Genomic DNA, 20,503 nt, shown 5'->3' with positions numbered 1-20,503 from the left:
TTAGCTACCTAACATGCGCTCAGCCCGAAGCATTTGACGTCGGTTAAACGAGCGCCATGACCAGCAATAAAAAGGGTTCTGGCGAGTGTCAAACTAGCCAATAACATAGAGGCAGCGATGAACGAACCCTATTCGCCGACCACCCTGGTCGACGCGGAGAACCCCGTGGAATTGAAGGGCAATACGCTGGGCTTGTGGCAGATCGTGTTTCTCGTGATATCCGCGGCCGCGCCGCTGACCGGCATGCTCGGCGCAGTGCCGCCCGCGATCAGTCTCGGCAACGGTGCGGGTATTCCCGGCGCATTCGTGATTGCCGGTGCGATTCTGTTGATCTTCAGCGTCGGCTTTGCGTCGATGAGCCGGCATGTGGTGCGCGCGGGCGCGTTCTACGCGTATATCACCGCCGGACTCGGGCGTCCGCTCGGCATGGCGGGTGCACTCGTCGCGCTGATGTCGTACACCTTCATCCAGATTGCGCTATACGGGCTCTTCGGTTTCTTCTGCACCGTGATCCTGTCACCACTTCTTCACACCGCATTACCATGGTACGGGTATTCGCTGATCTGCGTGGCGGTGGTGCAATTCACCGGCATTCGCGGCATCGATCTGAATAGCCGTTTGCTCGGCGTGCTGATGTGCCTCGAACTCGGCATCCTGTTGCTGCTGTCGGTCGCGATTCTGATTCACGGCGGCGGCCCTAACGGCCTCACACTCGCGCCTTTTTCGCCGGACCATGTATTCAGCGGCCATCTGGGCATTGCGGTGATGTTCGCGTTCGCGTCGTTCATCGGCTTCGAGGCTACTGCGATCTACGGCAAGGAATGCCGCGATCCGAAAGTCACCGTGCCGCGCGCAACGTATGTGTCGGTCGTGCTGATTCTCGTGTTCTTCGCCTTCGTGACGTGGACGATTGTCTGCGCGTACGGTCTCGCCGACGTCGTCACGGTCGCCACCAAACAACCCGGCGATTTCTGGTTCATTCAGTCGGGCAAGTACCTCGGCGGTGCCGTCACGACCGTGATGAGTTTTCTTCTGCTCAGCAGTATTTTCGCGAGTCTGCTGTCGTTTCATAACACGCTGGTGCGCTATATCCACGCATTGAGTATGGAAGGCATCCTGCCGCAAGTACTCAACCGGGTGCACGAAAAATACCGTTCGCCGTATGTCGCGAGTTATCTGCAAACGCTGTCGGTGTGTGTGCTGCTCGGGCTTTATATCGCAGCGGGCAGCGACGTGTTCAACATCGTGTTTAGCTGGAGTTCGGCACTCGGCACGATCGGCGTCGTGATGCTGCAAGCCGTGACGAGTTTTTCGGTGATCGCGTTTTTCCGCAAGACGCGCAAGGACACGCGTGTGTGGCACTCGTTGATCGCGCCGTTCGTCGGCGGCATCGGCCTCGTGTATATCGGCGTGATTCTGGTGCGCAATCTCGACGCGCTCAGCGGCTCCGATAGCCCGATCGTCAAGTCGTTCCCGTGGATCGTGTTCGCCGTGGCGCTCATCGGCGTGGTGATCGGTCTCATCCTGCGCAAAAAGCGGCCGGATATTTACGCAGGCTTCGGCCAGTAAATCGTCCGCGCAAAACGGCGAAAACCACGCAACGTCCGCGAAAAAAGCAGTCAACCTCACTTCCGGCAGACAACCATGGCAGACAAATTCGTCAAGCGCTCGGCGCTTGCGCTGGCCGCGCTCGGCCTTTCGATCGGCGCACACGCGCAATCTTCAGTTACGTTGTACGGCACAGTGGACGCCGGTCTCGTCTACACGACCAATCAGCAGACGACGCACGCCGACGGCAGCACCAGCGGCCACGCGAACTATCAACTGGCGGGCGGCAATCTGGTGCCGTCGCGCTGGGGCCTGATGGGCACCGAAGATATCGGCGGCGGCACCACGGTTAATTTCACGCTCGAGAACAGCTTTCTGACCGGCAACGGCGCGATGCTGCAATCGAATACGCTGTTCAACCGCAATGCGTGGGTCGGCGTGAGTAACGGCACCTATGGTTCGCTGACGCTCGGCCGTCAATACGATCCTTTCTCCGATTATCTCGGCGCTTACGCGTCGAGTAATAACTGGGCGACGCTCTACGGCTCGCATTTCGGCGACGTCGACAACCTGAACGAAGCGTTCAATTTCAATAATTCGATCAAGTACATCAGCCCGAGCTTCGGCGGTCTGACGGTTGGCGGCCTGTTCAGTCTCGGTGGCGTCGCGGGCAATTTCTCGCAGAACAAGGGATGGTCGCTCGCTGCGAATTACGCCAATGGCCCGTTGTCGTTGAGCGCGGGTTATCTCGAGTTGAATCAGCCTTTGCAGGCTGCGTTGGGGGGCGCCAGCGGCTATATCGGCGACTTCAGTTGCGCGAATGAGAGCGCGTCGTTCTGTCTGCTGCAGGACGCGAGCAAGGTGCGGATTTTCGGGGCAGGGGGATCGTATGCGTTCGGCAAGGCCAGTGTCGCACTGACCTATACGCACACGAAGTTGTCGCAGAGCCAGTACTTTGCGACTGCGGCGCGGCCCGACGGCGCGGATATTTCGTTCGACATCGCCGAATTGAATACGACGTACGCGCTGGCGCCCGATCTGCAATTAGGTTTCGCGTACATTTTCAACGACGCCAAACCGTCGGGCGGTTCGTCGACGCGAATTCACCAGGTGAACCTGGGCGCCGTGTACAGCCTCTCGAAGCGCACAGCGGTCTATGCGGTCGCGATCGGGCAGAAATCGTCGGGTGCGGGCCTGGGGATCAATCCGTCGACAGGAGACACAGAGAACCTTGCGCAGATTCCGAACATCGTCAATTCGGACACAGACAAGCAACTCTCCGTGATTGTCGGATTGCGGCATAACTTTTAAGCCGCGACTGCGCTGCACGACGTGTGCAGCGCGACCGACCTAATCCGCTATACGCTTGTCGGCCAGTGCGCTCTGGCAATCGGCCAGTACCTGTTTGAGCAGGCGCGCCTGCGGATCGATTTCGTCGGTGTCGAGTATTTCCTCGACGGCGTCGCGCGCCCAGTCGGTATCGACAAAACGCGCATGGCGTCTGGCGATTTCGACAGCGGTGGCCGACAGCTTCGCGATGCAAAGCCAGTCGGCTTCGCGCGAGCGGCGGTCGAGCCATTTGTGGGCGGCCTGCACGTGAAATGCCGCGTCGGGCCAGTCCTCATTCAGGTAATAAGCACCAAGACTTCCGCATGTGAGCCAGCACAACAGCTCCAGACGGTCACGTGGACTCAGATGATGGCGTACATCACTCATGGCGACGCTCGCTGCTGAAAGTTGCTTTCCGATGAGGACGACGGTTTGCCGCCCTTTGCTTACAGCAACAATATCACGCTGAATTGACCAGCGGCAATGCCTGAGCGCCCTTGGCTCGCCGTCGCTGCGCAAGCCGTGCAGCCGGTGTGTGGGCTACCGCACGGCTAGCGCGTGGCGACGACGAAAAGCCGTGGAAACGGCAGCAGTACCGTGCCGTCCGCGAGCGCCGGATAGGCCTTCGCGATCTCGTCGCGATATCGCCGCAGGAACGCGTCGCGCTGCGTGTCGTCGAGGCTGGCCAGGAACGGCCGCAGCGCGCTTCCCTTGAACCATTCGACCACCGCATCGGCGCCGCCCGCGAGCGGGTGGTGATAGACGGTGCGCCATACGTCGACACGCGCGCACAGCGGCTTGAGCAGCGCGTAGTACCAGTCGGCACCGAGCCGCAGGGTGCGCTCCACGCCCTTGAGCCTGTCCGCCCACGGCCCTTGCGCCGCGACTTCGCGCATCAGACGGTGCGCTGGTTCGTCGAGATTGTCGGGCATCTGCACAGCGAGGCTGCCGCCCGGCGCGAGTTTGTTCACGAGCGACGGAAACAGCCGCTGATGGTCGGGCACCCATTGAAACACCGCATTCGCCAGGATCACGTCGTACGGCCCAACGGCGTCCCACGTCGATACGTCGCTCAACTCGAAGCGGCATTGCGGCAGGCGCTGGCGGGCCGCGTCGATCATGTCGGCGGAACTGTCGATACCGCTGACGGCCGCGTCCGGCAGATGCGCGGCCAGCATCTCGGTGGAGTTGCCGGGGCCGCAGCCGATATCCACCGCGACTCGCGCCTGGGTGGCGGGGACCGCCGCCAGCAGATCGCGGACCGGGCGCGTGCGCTCGTTTTCGAACAGCACGTATTGCTTCGCGGCCCAGTCCGGGTTCGATGCCGTCGATGCGGATGTCGATGTCGATGTCGATATCGATGTCATATGGCGCTCCTTTGTATTGTTGGGGGCAGGATCGTCTGAGAGATCAGGTTGGCGACATTCCACAGCGATCCAATCCGCTCATTTTCAGTGTCGAATCGGGCAGAGTAAAATGAATTTATCATTCCGATTCCTGCATTTTTCTAATGAAAATCGACACCCTAGGTGTTCAGGCTTTCGTCGCCATCGCGGATCGCGGCAGCTTCCAGAGCGCGGCCGATTCGCTGCATGTCACGCAAACGGCCATCACGCAGCGTCTGCGCAAGCTCGAAACGTTTCTCGGCGTCACGCTGATCGAGCGGACCACCCGCTCCATGGCGCTAACCGAAATCGGCCGCAGTTTTCTGCCGCAAGCACGCCGCCTGCTTGGCGAACTTGCCGACGCACTGGTCGAAATCCGCGAGACCGGTGTGGCGCGTCGCGGCGACGTGTCGATTGCATGTGTGCCGACAGTCGGCGTGCAGTATTTGCCGCGCATTCTTCAGGCTTATTCGGCGCGTTATCCGCATAACCGGATCAGGATTCTCGATCACGCTTCGTCGGCGGTCGAGGAGGCGGTGCTGCGGCGTGAGGTGGAATTCGGCATCAATATCGCGCGCGATCATCATCCCGATCTGGACAGCGTGCCGCTCACCGAAGACCGCTACGTGCTGATCTGTCGCGACGATCATCCGCTCGCGAAACGGCGGCGCATCGCGTGGGCGCAATTGCAGTCGTATCCGCTGATTTTCGCGGGCGAGGTCAGCGGCAATCGCGCGTTGCTCGACGTCGCACTGGAAACGAGCGGTCTCGCGCTGCGCTCGTTCTATGAAGTGCAGCGCAGTTCGACCGCGGTGGGCCTCGTCGCGCAGGGCGTTGGCGCGGCGGTGGTGCCGGGGCTGGCGATTCAGAAGGGCGCATACCCGGCGGTGCGGACGATCGAACTCACGCAGCCCGTGGTGTCACGCACGCTCGTGCTGGTCGCGCGCAAGACCGCGCAACTGTCGCCGGCGGCGCAGGCGCTGTACGACATGATCCGGGAGCAGGCGACGCTGAGCGGTTGATGCACGAGCCGCCCGCAAAGCGTCGCTTGCGAGGCACGGCGCGCTACGCGAAATCGGTCGAACGCGACAGCGCTTCCCACGCGTCGATCTCCGTTTGCAATGCGGTGAGCTTCGCTTTCACCAGATCGACCGCATCGTTGCCGAGCAGCAGATGCACCGGCGGATTCGGCGCCTCGACGATCTTCAGCAACGCCTGCGCCGCCTTGCGCGGATCGCCCGCCTGATTGCCGCTCTTCGACTCGCGCGCCGCGCGCACGGGATCGAACAGCGCGTCGTAATCGGCGATGCTGCGGCCCGAGCGCACCATCGAGCGGCCGGCCCAATCGGTGCGGAAGGAGCCGGGCGCGACCGCCGTCACGTGAACGCCGAACCCGGCCACTTCTTTCGCCAGCGTGTCGCTGATGCCTTCGAGCGCGAACTTGCTGCCGCAGTAATAGGCAATGCCGGGCATCGTAATGAAGCCGCCCATCGACGTGATATTGACGATATGTCCGTGACGGCGTTCGCGCATGGCGGGCAGCACCGCCTTGATCATCGCCACCGCGCCGAACACGTTGACGTCGAATTGCCGCCGCATCGCGTCCAGCGGCGATTCTTCGAGCGTGCCTTCGTGCCCGTAACCTGCGTTGTTGACCAGCACGTCGATCGGTCCGATGGACTCGCTCAACGCCGCCAGCGCGGGTGGGATCGCGTCGAAATCGGTCACGTCGAGCACGACCGCGTGAGCGCGTCCAGGGGCGAGCGCGATGAATGCGTCGCGTGCGCCTGCGTCGCGCACCGTACCGGCGACGATATGGCCCGCGTCAAGCGCCGCTTGCGCGAAAGCACGTCCAAAGCCGGAACTGACACCGGTAATCAGAAACGTTTTACTCATGATGTTTCACTCCTTGAAGGTTGCCGTCGATTGAATCCGGCACAGGACTGAATGGTAAAAGCGGCGGCTTCGCGCGCGAATGCCGGTTCATCTGTGGTGATTGCCTGATTCTATGAACGCGTGGATTTTTCGACGCACCCATGGCACATTGCAACCTGACCGGCAACAGGGGGCCAGAGCCGACGTGAAGCTGAATACAAGTAATCCGACTATCCGGCAGCGCATGGTGAGCCTGCTCGACACGCTGGCGCCGCTGGAGGGCTACAACCTGACCGCGTTGCCCGACGTGCGGTTTCTGCGCTCGAATCGTCCGCTTGCGCGCACCCCGGTGTTGTACGACCCGGGCATCGTGATCGTGTGTCAGGGGCGCAAACGCGGCTTTCTCGGCGAGACCGTCTATCTCTACGATGCACAGCACTATCTCGCGGTGTCCGTGCCGGTGCCGTTCACGATGGAAACCGACGCAAGCGCCGCGCGGCCTCTGCTGGCGATCTATTTCCGCCTCGATTTCCGGCTCGCCGCCGATCTGCTGCTGCAAATCGACGAGCGCGAAGGTGGCGTTGCCTCGACGCCCCTCGGCATGGTGTCGTCACCGCTCGACGCCCGGCTCGGCGCGTCGGTCTTGCGCTTTCTCGAAGCGATGAGCGTGCCATTGGAGGCGGAATTGCTCGGCCCCGCGCTGGTCCGCGAAATCTACTTTCACGTGCTGACCGGAGAGCAGGGCGGTTCGTTGCGCGCCGCGCTCACCGCGCAGGGACAGTTCGCGAAAATCGCGCGGGTGATCCGCAAGATTCACGCGTGTTATCGCGAGCCGCTCGACATCGGGCAACTCGCGCTCGAAGCGAATATGAGCGTGCCCAGCTTTCACGCTCACTTCAAAACCGTCACACGTACGTCGCCGATGCAATATCTGAAGTCGACCCGGCTGCATCAGGCGCGGCTTCTGATGGTGCGCGAAGAGACCACCGCGGCGCTCGCGAGCGTGCAGGTGGGCTACGAAAGCACGTCGCAATTCAGCCGCGAGTTCAAGCGGCTATTTGGCCGCACGCCGGTCGAAGAGGCCGAGCGGATGCGAAAAAACTTCGCTATACCGCCGCCCGCTCCGGGCTCGATTTTCGTGGCGTCGCATTAGTGCGGCTTGCACGCCGCAGGCTGCTGCGGCTCATCCATCTCAACCCTTCGTCAAGACCCGACCCGCCATGCTGCAGATACTCGGCAAGACTTCATCGATCAACGTTCGCAAGGTTCTGTGGACCTGTACCGAACTCGGACTTTCCTTCGAACAGGAAGACTGGGGCGCGGGATTCCGCTCACCGGACACGCCGGAATTTCGCGCACTCAATCCGAACGCGATGGTGCCCGTGATCCGCGACGGCGACTTCGTGCTGTGGGAGTCGAATTCGATCATCCGCTATCTGGCGGGACGTTATCGCGGCGAGTCGCTTTATCCGGCCGATCCGTGCGAGCGAGCGCGCTGCGATCAATGGATCGACTGGCAGGCGAGCGAGTTGAATCGCTCGTGGAGTTACGCGTTTCTCGCGCTGGTCCGCCATTCGCCCGCGCATCAGGACTCGCAGCAGATTGCGTTGTCCTGCGCCAACTGGTCGAAGCACATGGCGATTGTCGAAAGGCAACTGGAACACACCGGCGCGTTCATCGCGGGAAACGCTTTTTCGCTCGCGGACATTCCCATTGCGCTGTCGGCCAACCGCTGGCTCGAAACGCCGCTGGAACATGACGATTTCCCGGCGCTGGCGGCGTATATGACGCGGCTCGGCGAGCGGGAAGGCTATCGCAGCTACTGCCGGAACGGCACGCCATAAAAGCCGTACGCCGGGCATGCGCGCGCCGTTGCATGCCCGCAACGCTTACAACCATCCTTCTGCGATGCTTACGAATTTATATCCGTGCGGGTCTCCCTGCGCACCGCCTGCCGACTCACCTACAATGGCGGCTTTTGCGACATGAACTGAAGGTTCGACGATGCGGGTTTCAAAATTTGCGCTGGCTCTGCTGACGGCGTTTTTCACCCTGTTTTTCACCGTGAATGCCAGCGCCGAAATGACGGCCGCCCAATACAAGAAATGGGCTCACAGCGATAACAACTCGGTTTACGCGGCCTACATCACTGGCACGATCAACGCGTTCGGCTGGGCAAACGGCGATCTGGCGGCGCAGAAGCAGCCGCAACTGTTCTGCCCGCCGCAAAATCTCGCCATCGGCAATCAGAACGTGTACCCGCTGCTGGACTCGTTTTTCACGAACCACCCCGGTATTTCGGACGATTTCCCGATCGGCCTCGTGATTCTCCGCGCGCTTCAGGGCGCGTTTCCTTGCAAATAATGTTTTGTGTGGGCCGGCAGCGCCGGCCGCTTCGCTGAATCACGCAGCAGTTTCAAGCCGCTGCCAGCAATTCACGCGTTTTCTGCCTGGCGTCGGCGTTTTCCACGCCGGGCAGAATCTCGACCACTTCGAACAGACGATCCCAGATCGGCGTATCGCGCAACGCTTCGACGACCCTTTCGTACGCGTCATGGCTTTTTGCGTCCCACACCCAGATATCGGTGACGCGCGCCGAATAGAACTCGATGTCGTAGAAGCGCAGGCTGACTTCGCCCGCATGCTCTTTCAGAATCGGCACGAGGTGCTCGTTGAGCAGGCGGGCGCGCTCGTCGCCGGGGCAGGCGAGCCATTCGGGCCGCGTTTTGACGAGCATGAATACGGTCAGTACGGTGTCCTGGTCAGATGAAGTCATGATGGTCGGTTCCAGATGAGTGTCGGATAAGTGCCGTTGAAGGCGTGCTGTTTTCGCGAGAACACCGTTAGAATACGAGTGAACACTCATATTTAAAACTCGCATTCCAGCCATGGCCAAATCCACCGCAGAACAGCATCTGAAGCCCCGTAAATCACCGGTTCAGCGGCGCTCGGCAAAGACCGTCGAGGCCGTTCTCGAAGCAGCGGCTCGCATTCTGGAAGCGCACGGTCTGAACGGTTACACGACGAATGCGGTGGCGGAGCGGGCCGGCGTCAGCATCGGCTCGCTGTACCAGTACTTTCCAAATCGCGATGCGCTGACGGTGGCGCTGATCGAGCGCGAGACCGCGCAACTGATGGCGGACATCGAGGCCGCAGCGCAGCTGGAAGGCTCGCACGACAGCGTGCGGGCGATGGTGCAGGCGTCGGTCGCGCATCAGATGCGCAGGCCCGAACTGGCGCGGATCATCGACTTCGAGGAGCGCAGACTGCCGCTAGGCGAGCGCGATCAGCGGGTCGCGGACACGATTCACGGGATGCTGGTCAGCGCGCTGACCGTCAAAACGGGCGCACCCGAACTCGGCGACGCGAGCGAAGTCGCGCACGATCTGCTGGCAATCGTGCACGGGATGGTCGACTACGCGGGCGAGCGCAGCGAACGCGACGCGGCTGCGCTGGAAGTGCGCGTAATGCGCGCGGTGGATGGCTACGTGGGGCAGTCGCGCGTCGTCAGCGGCGACGCAACATAGCAGCGGGCCAAAAGAAAAGGGGCCACGCGGGCCCCCTGGGAATAGCAACAGCAACAATGCATCGGCTAAGCGGGGCCGCTACAGCCCCGCATCACCTCAAACCTGCACCAGCTTCGGAATCTGTACGTCCGGGTTGACGTCCGCTTCGTAATCCACGCCGGCAATCTCAAAGCCGAACAGACGCAGGAAATCGGTCTTGTAACCGGCGAAATCGGTGAGTTCGTAGATATTGTCGTTCGTCACCTGATCCCACAGTTCGAGCACCTTGCCTTGCACTTCGGGATCGAGTTCCTTGTAGTCCGCGCGCAGACGGCCTTCGTCGTCGACATGCGGCGCGGCGCCGTACAGGCTGTCCTTGTACAGGCCATAAACCTGCTCGATGCAGCCTTCGTGCGTGCCTTTCTCCTTCATCACCTTGAAGAGCAGCGACAGATATAGCGGCATCATCGGAATCGCCGAGCTGGCTTGCGTCACGACCGCCTTCAGCACCGACACGCGCGCGTCGCCGCCTTTGGCAGCCAGTTTCTCGCGAATCCCCAGCACCTTCTGGTCGAGGTCCTTCTTGGCCGCGCCAATCGAGCCGTTCCAGTAGATGTCGTGCGTGACCTTTTCGCCCAGGTATGTGAACGCGGTGGTCTTCGCGCCATCCGCGAGCACGCCCGCTTCGAGCAGCGCGTCGATCCACATCTGCCAGTCTTCGCCGCCCATCACGGCGACCGTGTGGTCGATTTCGGTCTGCGTGGCCGGTTCGAGCACGGTTTCCTTGATGACTTCCTTGTCCGTGTCGATGCCGCGCAGGTTCACGGCCTTGCCCACCGGCTTCAGCGTCGAACTGAAGGTTTCGCCGGTTTTCGGATGCGTGCGCTTGGGCGCGGCGAGGCTGTAGACGACCAGATCGACCTGACCCAGATCGCGCTTGATCACCTCGATGGTGCGCTGTTTGACTTCGTCGGAAAAAGCGTCGCCGTTGATGCTGGTCGCGTACAGGCCTTTTTCCGTGGCGAATTTCTCGAACGCGGCGGTGTTGTACCAGCCGGCCGTGCCCGCCTTGGTTTCGCTGCCGGCGCGTTCGAAGAACACGCCGAGGGTGTCGGCGTCGCTGCCGAACGCGGCGCTGATGCGGGCGGCGAGGCCATAGCCGGTCGACGCGCCGATCACGAGCACCTTCTTCGGGCCGTTCGCAATGGGACCGCGTGCCTTGACGTACTCGATCTGTTCCTTGACGTTGGCTTCGCAGCCGACCGGATGAGTTGTGACGCAGATAAAGCCACGCACGCGCGGTTTGATGATCATGAAGCACCTCTTGTCAGAATTGGCGACATTATAGTGGCCCTCGCTTTATGCGGGATCGATTGCCAGTCAGGCGAGCCGGGATACCCGCTGAACGCCGCAAAAATCGGCGGCCACCGCGCGTCTTGGTAGGATTGCGCCTTTCCAGGCAGACGGTAGCAAGTGTGAAGCGCATCATCCCCCCCATTCTGGCAGCTCTCGACAAAGCGCTGACCCTCGCGAATCCGCTCGTCGCACAGGCTTTGTGGCACCTGCGCCATCCCACCCGGCGCGGCGTGGCGTGGGCTGTCGCCGCGCTACCGGTGCTGTTGCTGCTGTATGTGCTGATCCTGATTCCGTTCACGCCGAGCATCGGCGATATCCGCAAGGCGAAGATCGAACAACCCGCGCAGATTCTTTCCGCCGACGGCAAACTGCTCGCCGAATTCAAGCCGTCCAACCGGGAGTGGGTGCCGCTCAAGGAAATCTCGCCGAACGTCGTGAACGCGCTGATCGCGACCGAAGATCACCGTTTCTACCAGCATTGGGGGCTCGACTGGCGACGGACGGCGTCAGCGGCGCTGCATACGTTTTCCGGTAACCGCCAGGGCGGCTCGACCATCACGCAGCAGCTCGCGCGCAATCTGTATCCCGACGAAATCGGCCGCGCGCCGACCCTGACCCGCAAGCTGAAGGAAGCGATCACTGCGTTCAAGATCGAAGCGCTCTACAGCAAGGACGAGATTCTCGAAACCTATCTGAACACGGTGCCGTTCCTGTACAACGCGTACGGGATCGAGATGGCGGCCCGCACCTATTTCGGCAAGTCGGCGTCCGATCTGAACGTGCTGGAGAGCGCGACGCTCACTGGCATGCTCAAGGGCAATAGCTATTACAACCCGGTACTGAATCCCGAGCGCGCGCTGGACCGCCGTAATACGGTGCTCGGCCAGATGGTCAAGTACGGCAAGCTGACGCCCGCCGCGTATCAGACACTGAGCCGCCGTCCGCTGCGAATCGATTTCGAGCGTCAGACGGAGCCGCCCGGACCCGCGCCGCACTTCGCTCAGCAGTTGCGTAAATGGCTGGCCGCGTGGGCCGACCGCAACGACTACAACATCTATTCGGACGGACTGGTGGTGCGCACCACCATCGATTCGCGTCTGCAGAGCATGGCGACCCAGGCGGTCACGCTGCAGGGCAACCAGTTGCAGGGCATCGCGAATTCGGCGTGGGGTGCGCGCGCCGGCTGCTCGGGCGCGAAAGACCTGATGCCGGTTTTCCTGCGCGAAACGCCCGACTACCGCGCCGCAAAAGATGCGGGCCTGAGCGACGAAGACGCGCTGAAAAAGCTCAGCGCCGACCGCGCGCTGGTGCAGTCCGTTTGCGACGCAAAAACCCGCGTGCAGGCCGATTTCCTCGCGATGGACCCGCGCAACGGCCAGATCAAGGCATGGGTCGGCAGCCGCGATTTCAGCCAGGACCCGTTCGACCACGTGCAGCAGGCACGCCGTCAGCCGGGCTCGACGTTCAAGCCGTTCGTCTACGCTGCGGCTTTCGAAGCGGGCGCGCAACCGGCCGATACGCTGGTCGACAAGCCGGTGGAAATTCCCCTCGCGGGCGGCGAAGTCTGGCGTCCGGGCGACGAGGACGAACCGAGCGAACGCAAGATCAGCCTGCGTGACGGCCTCGCGTATTCGCGCAACCGCATCACCGCGCAATTGATGGAGCAGGTTGGTCCAAACAAGGTCGCGCGGCTGGCCCGTGCAATGGGCGTGCGCGACAGCGAACTCGACCCGGTGCCGTCGCTCGCGCTCGGCACGAGCCCGGTCACGCTGAAGGAAATGGTGTCGGCGTACGGCACGATCGCCAATCTCGGCGGCTATGTCGAACCGGTGATGGTCACGCGTATCGAGAACCGCAAAGGCGACGTGCTCGCCGATTTCGAACCGGTCGCGCCGAAGCAGGAGTTGCCGGTGTCGACCGCGCGCACGCTCGTCGACGTAATGCGCGACGTGGTGAGCCGGGGCACGGGTTCGGCGATCCGCAGCCGTTTCGGCGTGCGCGGCGACGTCGCGGGGAAAACGGGCACGACGCAAGGCAACGCGGACGGCTGGTTCATCCTGATTCAGCCGCAACTGGTGGCGGGCGCATGGGTCGGTTTCAACGACAGCCGAGTGACCTTGCGCAGCGATTATTGGGGGCAGGGAGCGCATAGCGCGCTGCCGATCGTCGGCGATTTCTTCCAGCGCGCGCAGCGTTCGAGGCTGATCGACACGCGCCTGAAATTCGATACGCAGCAGGAGCCGGGCTGGTTCGCCGAGCGCACGGGCAGGTTGAAGGACTGGTTCGAGCATCTGTTTGCGGGATCGGCGCCGAAGACCGACGCGAAGGTCGTGGCGTCGCGTGGGTCGGCACGGCATGGATCGGTGGCCAGGCCGGCGGAGCCGGTTGCGCCGGCGGCTTCGGTTGACAGGGGCGCGTCGGTTTCAGCGGCGGCATCCGGGTCGACAGTCGAGCCGCGTGCGCTGCCGCCGATCCTGCCGGCGCCGGGGTTGTCGATTGAGCCGGGCAATGGAGCCGTCGACGGCGAAGCGCACGGTAACGGTGAACCGGCTTTCGCGCCGACACCTACGCCGGACGATGCCGTGCCGCCGGACGCAGGAAATTCTTCGAACGTGGGCGCGGGCGGAAATAGCGCGCAGTGACAAGGCCGTAGTTGAGACGGACGGGGCGCGCCATGGCGAGGAGATTGCATGGCGCGGTCAACGATGCCCGCGCCCATCCCGGCTAAAGACCCGCCCGCAGAGAAAAAACCGCCTCCGCGCTACGACCGCGCCACCTTCGCCCCACCCGCAGTCCCCGCGTCAGGCATCCCCGAAGACGCCTCGAGCGACGGGTCGTGATGCAGCAGCAACACGGCAGCCACGCCCACCAGACCCGCGCCCGCGAGGCACAGCAGCCCCGCGCCGAAGCCGCCGGTGCTGTCCTTGATCCAGCCCATCGCGAACGGTCCGAAGAAACCGGCCAGATTGCCGAGCGAATTGATCGCGGCAATCCCGCCCGCTGCCGCCGCACCCGACAGGAACGAAGCGGGCAAGGTCCAGATCACCGGCAGACAGCCGAAAATGCCGAACCCGGCGATCGACAGCGCGATCATCTTCAGCACCGGATTGTCCAGCCCGGCCGCCGCCGAAATCCCGCCCGCCGCGACCAGCAGCGCGATTGCCACGTGCCACTTGCGTTCGAGCTTGCGATCCGAGTGACGCCCCCACAGCACCATGCTGATCACGCCGACGATATACGGCAACGACGTCACAAACCCCGTTTGCAGATTGGTGAGCCCGAACGACTTCACGATTTGCGGCAGGAAGAAACTCAGCCCGTAGTTGGTTGCGTTCGCGCCGAAATAGATCAGCGCGATGGCGAGCACGCGCGGGTTGATCAGCGCTTCCTTCACGCTGAACGCGTGCACCGATTCGCGATGCGCGCGCTCCTGCTTCTGCCGCGCCATCAGCCAGTCGCGTTCTTCGTCGGCGAGCCAGTGGGCGTCGGCGGGCTTGTCGGTCAGATACAGCAGCACACCGAACGACAGCAGGACCGCCGGCATCGCCTCGATCAGATACAGCCATTGCCAGCCGGCCAGTCCGGCCCGGCCGTCCAGCGACAGCAGCGCGCCCGAAATCGGCCCGCCGATCACCGTGGACAGCGGAATCGCCGCCATGAAATAGCCGACCACGCGGCCACGATACGCGGCGGGAAACCACAGCGTCAGCAGGAAAATGATGCCGGGGAAAAAGCCCGCTTCGGCAATGCCCAGCAGAATCCGCAAGCCGAAAAACACGTGTGCGGCCGACATGCCGGTCCAGTGCGCGATATTGGGAATGAACGCCATCGCGCCCGCGAGAATCCCCCACGTGAACATGATCCGCGCGATCCAGCGGCGCGCGCCGAATCGCTCGAGCAGCAGATTGGATGGGACTTCGAAGAAAAAGTACGCGATGAAGAACACCCCTGCGCCGAAGCCGAAAGCGCTCGCCGAAAAATCAAGCGCCTTGTTCATTTGCAGTGCAGCAAAACCGACGTTGACGCGATCGAGATAGGCAATGAAATAACACAGCATCAGGAACGGCACGAGCCGCGCCATCACACGTTTAATAGTGCGTGTTTCGAGCTCCATCGATGTCTCCTCCGGTTTGCGTCCGGGTCGTTAGATTGATGTCGTTACAGACTAGTCGCTTAAAAGCATTTCAGGAAATGTTTTATGAAAGGCTGTGTGTCCGCGCTTACGCAGGGCTTCCGCGGCGGCCGAACGATCAGGTCCACGGAATGTGAACCTTGTCGAGATTGCGGTCCAGCTGGTACGCCGCGCTGATCAGAGCGAGGTGCGTCAGCGCTTGCGGAAAGTTGCCGAGCGCCTCCCCGCTGGTCGCGACTTCTTCCGAAAAGAGGCCGACGTGGTTCGCGTAAGCGAGCATTTTCTCGAACACGAGCCGGCCTTCGTCAACCCGTCCGGCACGCGCCAGTGCTTCGGCGTACCAGAACGAACATGCGCTGAAACCACCTTCGATTCCCGGCAGGCCGTCGAGCGTTGCGCCGCGCGTGTAGCGGAAAATCAGCGGATCGACTTTCAGTTCGGCGCCGATCGCGTCGAGCGTACCGAGCCAGCGCGGATCGGTCGGGCCGATGAAGCGCACCAGCGGCATCATCAACGCCGACGCGTCGAGCGTCTTCGACTCCGGCGTCTGCACGAACGCGTGCAGTTCGTCGTTCCAAAAATGTTCGTGGATGTCCCGATGAATCGCATCGCGCGTATCGAACCAGCGCTTCAGCGGCGCGGGCAGCGAGCGCTTTTCCGCGAGACGCAGCGCGCGATCCACCGTCACCCAGCACATCAGCCGCGAGTGGAGCAGGGGCCGCAAACCGTTGCGGAATTCCCAGATGCCGTGGTCCGCTTCGCTCCAGTGATCGACCACGTAGTCGACCGTGCGCGTCACGTCACGCCAGCCGTCGTACGAAATAGCGGCGCCGTATTTGTTGTACAGATAGATCGCGTCGAGCAGCGCGCCGTACACGTCGAGCTGGGTCTGATCGCGCGCGGCATTGCCGATCAGCGGAACGGCGGGCGTGCCGTTTGCGAGCGTGGCGACTTCGGTTTCGGCGGGCGGCTCGTTGCCGTCAACGGTGTACATCACCTTCAGTGAGCCGTCGGAATCGCAATGGCGGCTGCGCTCGGCGATCCATTTCATGAAGTGCCGCGCTTCGCCGGTGTAGCCAAGACGCAGCAGTGCGTAGACCGAAAACGCGGCGTCGCGAATCCACGTGAATCGGTAATCCCAGCGACGCGAGCCGTCGAGCGCTTCGGCAAGACCGAAGGTCGGCGCGGCCACGATGGCGCCGTATTCGCTGGAACTGAGCAGCTTCAACGTGAGGGCCGAGCGCATCACGACTTCGCGGTAGCGTCCGCGATAGGTGGATTGCGCGGACCAGCCTCGCCAGTAACGGATCGTGTCGGCCAACACCGTTTCGCAGTCGAACGGGTCGTCACGCAACGCGTCGGCGTCGCCGAAGACAAAGCCGGCGGACGCGCCGTTCTCCAGTTCGAATTCGGCATGCGCCGCGCCCTCGCTAGTGTCGATGGAAAGCGGGTGGGTGCTGTTCAGCCGCAGACGCAAGTCGCCTTCGGCGCTGCTGAATTGCACCGCGTGTTGTTCTACCAGTTCGACAGCGGGGACGCTGCGCGCATAAGCGAAACGCGGCTCGCAACGCATCCTGAAACGCATGCGGCCGTGCACCATCCGCACCACGCGAATCACGCAGTTCGGCAGCGGTGCGCCTGAGTTCGCTGAAGGCTTGTCGGGGCCATTCTCATTGCCGTCCTCGTTGCCGTTTTCAGGCACCGGCATGAAGTCCATCAGCTCGCACACGCCTTCGCCGGTCATGAAGCGCGTCAGCAGCACGTTGGTGTCCGGCATGTACATCTGCTTGACGTTGGCCGCGTCGTTCTCCGGTGCGATCGAGAAAGCACCGCCCTGCGACGGCTCCAGCAGACCCGCAAAAATGGCCGGCGAATCGATGCGTGGAAAACACATGAAATCGATCGAACCGCGCAGCGACACCAGCGCGGTCGTTTTCATATTGCCGATCAGGCCGCGTGCGTCGAGCGGCAGCGCAGGTCTCGAAGGGATGGGGCGCTCGTCGGGCATGGCAGCACACTCCAGGAAACGGCATCGGCGGGATTGCCCTGGTGCGGACCACGACGCGTCGTATGCAGGCACACGCCGTGCAATAGAGCAGAGGAAAGTGACAGGCGCCGCACTCCGCGAATCTCAACGGTGTTAGCAACGGCCGTGCCGCAAATCTCACGAACGCCGCGAACCGCCACGCGGACGCGATTGTTCAAGTGTCCGCAACAGTGTTTCCGTACGAATCGGCTGATCTCTTACGCGCGATTACGGATAATTTCGGTCTTGGCGAAAGGTTAAAACGAGGGTAGGTGTGACATGACGAATCGAGATTCAATCGATCTTGACGGTCTATCGATGAAGAACAGTGCGTCGCTCGCGCTGTCGGAGAAGAACCCGTGGCCGGCGCGAATGCGCGGCCTGGTGGTGGCGCTCGCCGCGTGTGCGAGCCTCGCGGGATGCGCGTCGGGAAGCGACGTCGCCGCCACTGACAAGCCCGGCACTTATACGGTGGCGGCCAGCGCGACTGGCGGCAGGATGGCGTGGGCTCGTGCGCATGTCCATGCGGTCAACGAGGCACGCGATTACTGCGAGAAACAGGGTATGCAGAGCAGCGTCACGACCGAAACCGTCAGCGGCGTGCAGACGATGGAAGCACACGCATCGTCGGTGAACTTCGAGTGTCATCCGAAGTTCTAGCGTGAAGCGTGCGATGCGCTGTCGTCAAAGACAAACGCACCGCACGAAATCAGAGACGCGTCAGAACGAAACCGCCATCCCCAGCATGCCGACGAACTGCGAATTCGTCGACGACGGCGTGGTGTTTTGCGAATCGCCCACTACCGGTGCCGCCTCGATCACCGCGCCCGTGCTGTCGAGCGTCTGACCGCTCGCGTGCTGCCACGCTTCGACCGCATACAGCGTCGTGCGTTTCGACAGACGGTAGCTCTGCTTCAACGACACCTGCTGATAGCGCGCCGCGTTTGCGACACCGTTCGCTTTCGACGCAAACGTGTACGAGTAACCGGCGGCCACGTCCGTCGCGGGCGTGATGGTCCAGCGCGCGAATGCGCCGTACGTGTTGAACGTTTCGGTATTGACGAAGATCGAACGCGAGCCCGGCAGATAGCGCACATTCGAATACGTCAGGCCGGTCAGCACCGGACCGAACTGGTAGTTCGCCGAAATCGCCGCATGGCGCACCGAGCGCGCGGTCACGTAGCCCTGATTCACTGCGGAGACGCCGAAGCCGGTCGTCGACGACGAATCGAATGCTGCGGTCGTCTCGCTGGTTTGAGCGTTATCCATCTGCAGATAACCGGCCGCGACGGCAAACGGACCGTTCGTGTAACGCACTGCGCCGCTCCACGTCTGACCACGCCCCGTGCTGCCCGCGATGCCGCCGAACGCATACATCGCGCTCGCCTGCAAACCGAACCACTGCGGCGACACGTACAGCACCGCGTTATTCGTGCGGATCGTCGTGTCGAGACCGTCGATATCGCCAGGATGCGCGCCGGTCGCGCCGGTCAGGTAAGTGCTCGACGAGAGCGGCCCGACGAACTGGAAATAGGCGGTGTACTGGCGTCCGAGCGTGACGGTGCCGTAATCGCGATTCGACAGCCCCACGAACGATTGACGGTTGAACAGCAATCCGCTCGACGCGCTCGCCCCGGTGTTCGGATCGTAGCCCGCCTGCAGATCGAAGATCGCGGACGTGCCGCCGCCGAGATCTTCATTGCCTTTAATGCCGAATTTCGACGAATACAGATTTCCCTGTCGAAGATAAACGTTCGAATGGCCTTTCTGATTGTTCACGTAGGTGAGGGCATCGTCGACCACGCCGTACAGGGTGACGCTGCTTTGCGCACTGGCGGGAAGCGCTGCGGCGCCGGCGGCGGCAGCAAACAACGTCTTGAGGATGACGTTGCGGGTATTACGTTGTTGTTGTTTCATCTGTCCTGCTGGTGATTACCTGTTGCCTGTTATTGCTTTGCCCACGCGACGCGTACGGATCGTGCCGACAGCACGAAACGGACGCACCGCGCGGGTACCGCGCTCAGCGCATTTTTGCCACGTTCGCCGCGGTCGTCGTGGCGGCCGGGTTACCGAACTGCGTGGACAGGAAGTTCACCAGCGTGGCAACGTCGGCATCGCTCAACTGATCCGCGAAACCGGGCATGGCGACGTGAACCTGGTTGGTCTGGCGGCTCACGCCGTGCAGCACCACCATGGTCAGATTGTTGGGCGTCGCTGCGCCGAGGGCGGTATTGTGCAACAAAGACGGATAAGCGCCAGCGGAATCGCCACCCACGCCCGTGCCTTGCCAGCCGTGACAACTCGCGCAATTGCCGTTGTACAGCGTGCGGCCGTCGGCGGGAGCGCCGCCGCCCAGCACCGTCAAGGCCTGATTGCGGATCTGGCTGACCGACTGGATCGGCGAACCGAACGAGAAGCGCGGCTGCGTTTCACCGTTGTTGCGCGGCGGGACCGTACCCAGGAAAACCGCCATCGCCTTCAGGTCTTCTGGCGTAAGAAAGCGCGTGCTGTTCTCGACGACTTCGGCCATCGGGCCCGCGGCGTTCGCCTTGCCGGGCGCTGCACCGTCACGCAGATACGCGATCAGCTCATCCTGGCTCCAGCCGCCGATACCGGCGTTCTTGTCCGGCGTGATGTTGAACGCGGTCCAGTTGCCCAGTTCCGCGCCCGCCAGCGACTTGCTCGACAGACCCTGCATGAAGTTACGCGGCGTATGGCACTCCTGGCAGTGCGCGAGCGCGCCGACCAGATACGCGCCACGGTTCCACTCCGCGCTCTTCGTCGGATCTTCCTGGAAGCGGCCCGAACTGAAGTTGAACAGGTTCCAGAACATCATCGCCCAACGCTGGTTGAACGGGAACGACAGCGTATTTTCGGGCGCGGGCTGCGCAATCGGCGCGACCGTGCGCAGATACGCGCGAATCGCGAGGATGTCCGCGTCGGTCAGTTGCGTGTACGACGTGTACGGCATCGCCGGATACAGGCGCTTGCCGTCCTTCGACTTGCCCTCACGCACCGCGCTGATGAAATCCGCGTCGCTCAACTGGCCGATGCCGTGCACCGGGTCCGGCGTGATGTTGGTCGAATAGATCGTGCCGAACGGCAGATTGAATGGCACGCCGCCCGCGAACGGTTTCGCCTTGTTCGACGTGTGGCACGCGATACAGTCGGCCGCACGCGCAAGATATTCGCCGTGCTTGATCTGCGCGGCGTCGTCGGCATGGGCGAGGCCGGTGAAGGCGAAGCTCGCGAGCGTGGTCAAAGCGGCCGACGGCAGCCATTTCAGCAGCACCTTGCGAAGCACATTGATGCCGCGTTGAGGTTGTGTGTTTGTCATTGTCCGCGC

18 protein-coding genes are annotated in these 20,503 nt (G+C 62.5%); 9 read left to right on the top strand and 9 right to left on the bottom strand.

Annotated features, from left to right (window positions below):
• The first annotated feature begins 117 nt into the window (after window positions 1-117).
• On the top strand, window positions 118-1,569 hold the full coding sequence (locus ABH945_RS06430; RefSeq protein ID WP_429250044.1) for an APC family permease: 1,452 nt from the start codon (window positions 118-120) through the stop codon (window positions 1,567-1,569).
• A gap of 75 nt (window positions 1,570-1,644) precedes the next feature.
• Window positions 1,645-2,859, top strand: a complete 1,215-nt coding sequence (locus tag ABH945_RS06425; protein ID WP_429250043.1) for a porin — start codon at window positions 1,645-1,647, stop codon at window positions 2,857-2,859.
• Between the two features lie 39 nt (window positions 2,860-2,898).
• Here the strand turns inward: ABH945_RS06425 and ABH945_RS06420 are convergent, their stop codons facing one another.
• Together ABH945_RS06420 and tam are read right to left on the bottom strand one after the other, a co-directional pair.
• On the bottom strand, window positions 2,899-3,264 hold the full coding sequence (locus tag ABH945_RS06420) for a hypothetical protein (RefSeq protein ID WP_074764030.1): 366 nt from the start codon (window positions 3,262-3,264) through the stop codon (window positions 2,899-2,901).
• A gap of 164 nt (window positions 3,265-3,428) precedes the next feature.
• Window positions 3,429-4,244, bottom strand: coding sequence for a trans-aconitate 2-methyltransferase (gene tam, locus ABH945_RS06415; RefSeq protein ID WP_429250042.1), 816 nt, complete (start codon window positions 4,242-4,244; stop codon window positions 3,429-3,431).
• A 143-nt stretch (window positions 4,245-4,387) separates the two neighbouring features.
• Here tam and ABH945_RS06410 point away from each other — a divergent pair, with 143 nt between their 5' ends.
• On the top strand, window positions 4,388-5,284 hold the full coding sequence (locus ABH945_RS06410) for a LysR family transcriptional regulator (RefSeq protein WP_074764032.1): 897 nt from the start codon (window positions 4,388-4,390) through the stop codon (window positions 5,282-5,284).
• Window positions 5,285-5,327: 43 nt separating this feature from the next.
• Here ABH945_RS06410 and ABH945_RS06405 read toward each other — a convergent pair whose 3' ends face one another.
• Window positions 5,328-6,158, bottom strand: a complete 831-nt coding sequence (locus tag ABH945_RS06405; protein ID WP_429250041.1) for an oxidoreductase — start codon at window positions 6,156-6,158, stop codon at window positions 5,328-5,330.
• 223 nt (window positions 6,159-6,381) lie between these two features.
• Between ABH945_RS06405 and ABH945_RS06400 the strand changes: the two genes are divergently transcribed.
• The 3 genes from ABH945_RS06400 to ABH945_RS06390 all read left to right on the top strand — a co-directional run bounded on the left by ABH945_RS06400 (window position 6,382) and on the right by ABH945_RS06390 (window position 8,501).
• Window positions 6,382-7,290, top strand: coding sequence for an AraC family transcriptional regulator (locus ABH945_RS06400; protein ID WP_429250375.1), 909 nt, complete (start codon window positions 6,382-6,384; stop codon window positions 7,288-7,290).
• Window positions 7,291-7,357: 67 nt separating this feature from the next.
• Complete coding sequence (locus tag ABH945_RS06395; RefSeq protein ID WP_074764035.1) at window positions 7,358-7,981, top strand: glutathione S-transferase family protein; 624 nt, start codon at window positions 7,358-7,360, stop codon at window positions 7,979-7,981.
• A 160-nt stretch (window positions 7,982-8,141) separates the two neighbouring features.
• On the top strand, window positions 8,142-8,501 hold the full coding sequence (locus ABH945_RS06390) for a hypothetical protein (protein ID WP_074764036.1): 360 nt from the start codon (window positions 8,142-8,144) through the stop codon (window positions 8,499-8,501).
• A gap of 52 nt (window positions 8,502-8,553) precedes the next feature.
• Here ABH945_RS06390 and ABH945_RS06385 read toward each other — a convergent pair whose 3' ends face one another.
• On the bottom strand, window positions 8,554-8,913 hold the full coding sequence (locus ABH945_RS06385) for a darcynin family protein (protein ID WP_074764037.1): 360 nt from the start codon (window positions 8,911-8,913) through the stop codon (window positions 8,554-8,556).
• Window positions 8,914-9,025: 112 nt separating this feature from the next.
• Between ABH945_RS06385 and ABH945_RS06380 the strand changes: the two genes are divergently transcribed.
• Window positions 9,026-9,664, top strand: a complete 639-nt coding sequence (locus ABH945_RS06380; RefSeq protein WP_074764038.1) for a TetR/AcrR family transcriptional regulator — start codon at window positions 9,026-9,028, stop codon at window positions 9,662-9,664.
• Between the two features lie 96 nt (window positions 9,665-9,760).
• Here ABH945_RS06380 and fabV read toward each other — a convergent pair whose 3' ends face one another.
• The gene (gene fabV / locus ABH945_RS06375; RefSeq protein WP_074764039.1) at window positions 9,761-10,957 is read right to left on the bottom strand and encodes an enoyl-ACP reductase FabV; all 1,197 of its coding nucleotides are present in this window, start codon (window positions 10,955-10,957) and stop codon (window positions 9,761-9,763) included.
• 161 nt (window positions 10,958-11,118) lie between these two features.
• Here fabV and ABH945_RS06370 point away from each other — a divergent pair, with 161 nt between their 5' ends.
• On the top strand, window positions 11,119-13,641 hold the full coding sequence (locus ABH945_RS06370) for a penicillin-binding protein 1A (protein ID WP_429250040.1): 2,523 nt from the start codon (window positions 11,119-11,121) through the stop codon (window positions 13,639-13,641).
• Between the two features lie 119 nt (window positions 13,642-13,760).
• On the opposite strand, the gene ABH945_RS06365 is transcribed toward ABH945_RS06370, so the two are convergent.
• Complete coding sequence (locus ABH945_RS06365; RefSeq protein ID WP_074764041.1) at window positions 13,761-15,113, bottom strand: MFS transporter; 1,353 nt, start codon at window positions 15,111-15,113, stop codon at window positions 13,761-13,763.
• 136 nt (window positions 15,114-15,249) lie between these two features.
• The gene (locus ABH945_RS06360) at window positions 15,250-17,139 is read right to left on the bottom strand and encodes a glycoside hydrolase family 15 protein (RefSeq protein WP_429250039.1); all 1,890 of its coding nucleotides are present in this window, start codon (window positions 17,137-17,139) and stop codon (window positions 15,250-15,252) included.
• Window positions 17,140-17,529: 390 nt separating this feature from the next.
• Here ABH945_RS06360 and ABH945_RS06355 point away from each other — a divergent pair, with 390 nt between their 5' ends.
• Window positions 17,530-17,817, top strand: coding sequence for a hypothetical protein (locus tag ABH945_RS06355; RefSeq protein WP_074766407.1), 288 nt, complete (start codon window positions 17,530-17,532; stop codon window positions 17,815-17,817).
• A 60-nt stretch (window positions 17,818-17,877) separates the two neighbouring features.
• Here ABH945_RS06355 and ABH945_RS06350 read toward each other — a convergent pair whose 3' ends face one another.
• Together ABH945_RS06350 and ABH945_RS06345 are read right to left on the bottom strand one after the other, a co-directional pair.
• A complete protein-coding gene (locus ABH945_RS06350; protein WP_429250038.1) occupies window positions 17,878-19,074 on the bottom strand; it encodes a porin in 1,197 nt (398 codons plus the stop codon).
• 103 nt (window positions 19,075-19,177) lie between these two features.
• Window positions 19,178-20,494, bottom strand: a complete 1,317-nt coding sequence (locus ABH945_RS06345) for a c-type cytochrome (protein ID WP_429250037.1) — start codon at window positions 20,492-20,494, stop codon at window positions 19,178-19,180.
• Window positions 20,495-20,503 lie beyond the last annotated feature (9 nt).

The sequence above is a fragment of the Paraburkholderia sp. GAS333 genome, from assembly GCF_050435665.1.
GTDB lineage: Bacteria > Pseudomonadota > Gammaproteobacteria > Burkholderiales > Burkholderiaceae > Paraburkholderia > Paraburkholderia fungorum_A.
Note: the sequence above shows the minus strand (reverse complement) of the source record. Positions and strands in the feature narration are given on the sequence as shown.

Bases quoted from the DNA above. Each gene is read 5' to 3' on its own strand.
- ABH945_RS06430 (WP_429250044.1), top strand. From the start codon at position 118: ATGAACGAACCCTATTCGCCGACCACCCTGGTCGACGCGGAGAACCCC.
- ABH945_RS06425 (WP_429250043.1), top strand. From the start codon at position 1,645: ATGGCAGACAAATTCGTCAAGCGCTCGGCGCTTGCGCTGGCCGCGCTC.
- ABH945_RS06420 (WP_074764030.1), bottom strand. From the start codon at position 3,264: ATGAGTGATGTACGCCATCATCTGAGTCCACGTGACCGTCTGGAGCTG.
- tam (WP_429250042.1), bottom strand. From the start codon at position 4,244: ATGACATCGATATCGACATCGACATCGACATCCGCATCGACGGCATCG.
- ABH945_RS06410 (WP_074764032.1), top strand. From the start codon at position 4,388: ATGAAAATCGACACCCTAGGTGTTCAGGCTTTCGTCGCCATCGCGGAT.
- ABH945_RS06405 (WP_429250041.1), bottom strand. From the start codon at position 6,158: ATGAGTAAAACGTTTCTGATTACCGGTGTCAGTTCCGGCTTTGGACGT.
- ABH945_RS06400 (WP_429250375.1), top strand. From the start codon at position 6,382: ATGGTGAGCCTGCTCGACACGCTGGCGCCGCTGGAGGGCTACAACCTG.
- ABH945_RS06395 (WP_074764035.1), top strand. From the start codon at position 7,358: ATGCTGCAGATACTCGGCAAGACTTCATCGATCAACGTTCGCAAGGTT.
- ABH945_RS06390 (WP_074764036.1), top strand. From the start codon at position 8,142: ATGCGGGTTTCAAAATTTGCGCTGGCTCTGCTGACGGCGTTTTTCACC.
- ABH945_RS06385 (WP_074764037.1), bottom strand. From the start codon at position 8,913: ATGACTTCATCTGACCAGGACACCGTACTGACCGTATTCATGCTCGTC.
- ABH945_RS06380 (WP_074764038.1), top strand. From the start codon at position 9,026: ATGGCCAAATCCACCGCAGAACAGCATCTGAAGCCCCGTAAATCACCG.
- fabV (WP_074764039.1), bottom strand. From the start codon at position 10,957: ATGATCATCAAACCGCGCGTGCGTGGCTTTATCTGCGTCACAACTCAT.
- ABH945_RS06365 (WP_074764041.1), bottom strand. From the start codon at position 15,113: ATGGAGCTCGAAACACGCACTATTAAACGTGTGATGGCGCGGCTCGTG.
- ABH945_RS06360 (WP_429250039.1), bottom strand. From the start codon at position 17,139: ATGCCCGACGAGCGCCCCATCCCTTCGAGACCTGCGCTGCCGCTCGAC.
- ABH945_RS06355 (WP_074766407.1), top strand. From the start codon at position 17,530: ATGCGCGGCCTGGTGGTGGCGCTCGCCGCGTGTGCGAGCCTCGCGGGA.
- ABH945_RS06350 (WP_429250038.1), bottom strand. From the start codon at position 19,074: ATGAAACAACAACAACGTAATACCCGCAACGTCATCCTCAAGACGTTG.
- ABH945_RS06345 (WP_429250037.1), bottom strand. From the start codon at position 20,494: ATGACAAACACACAACCTCAACGCGGCATCAATGTGCTTCGCAAGGTG.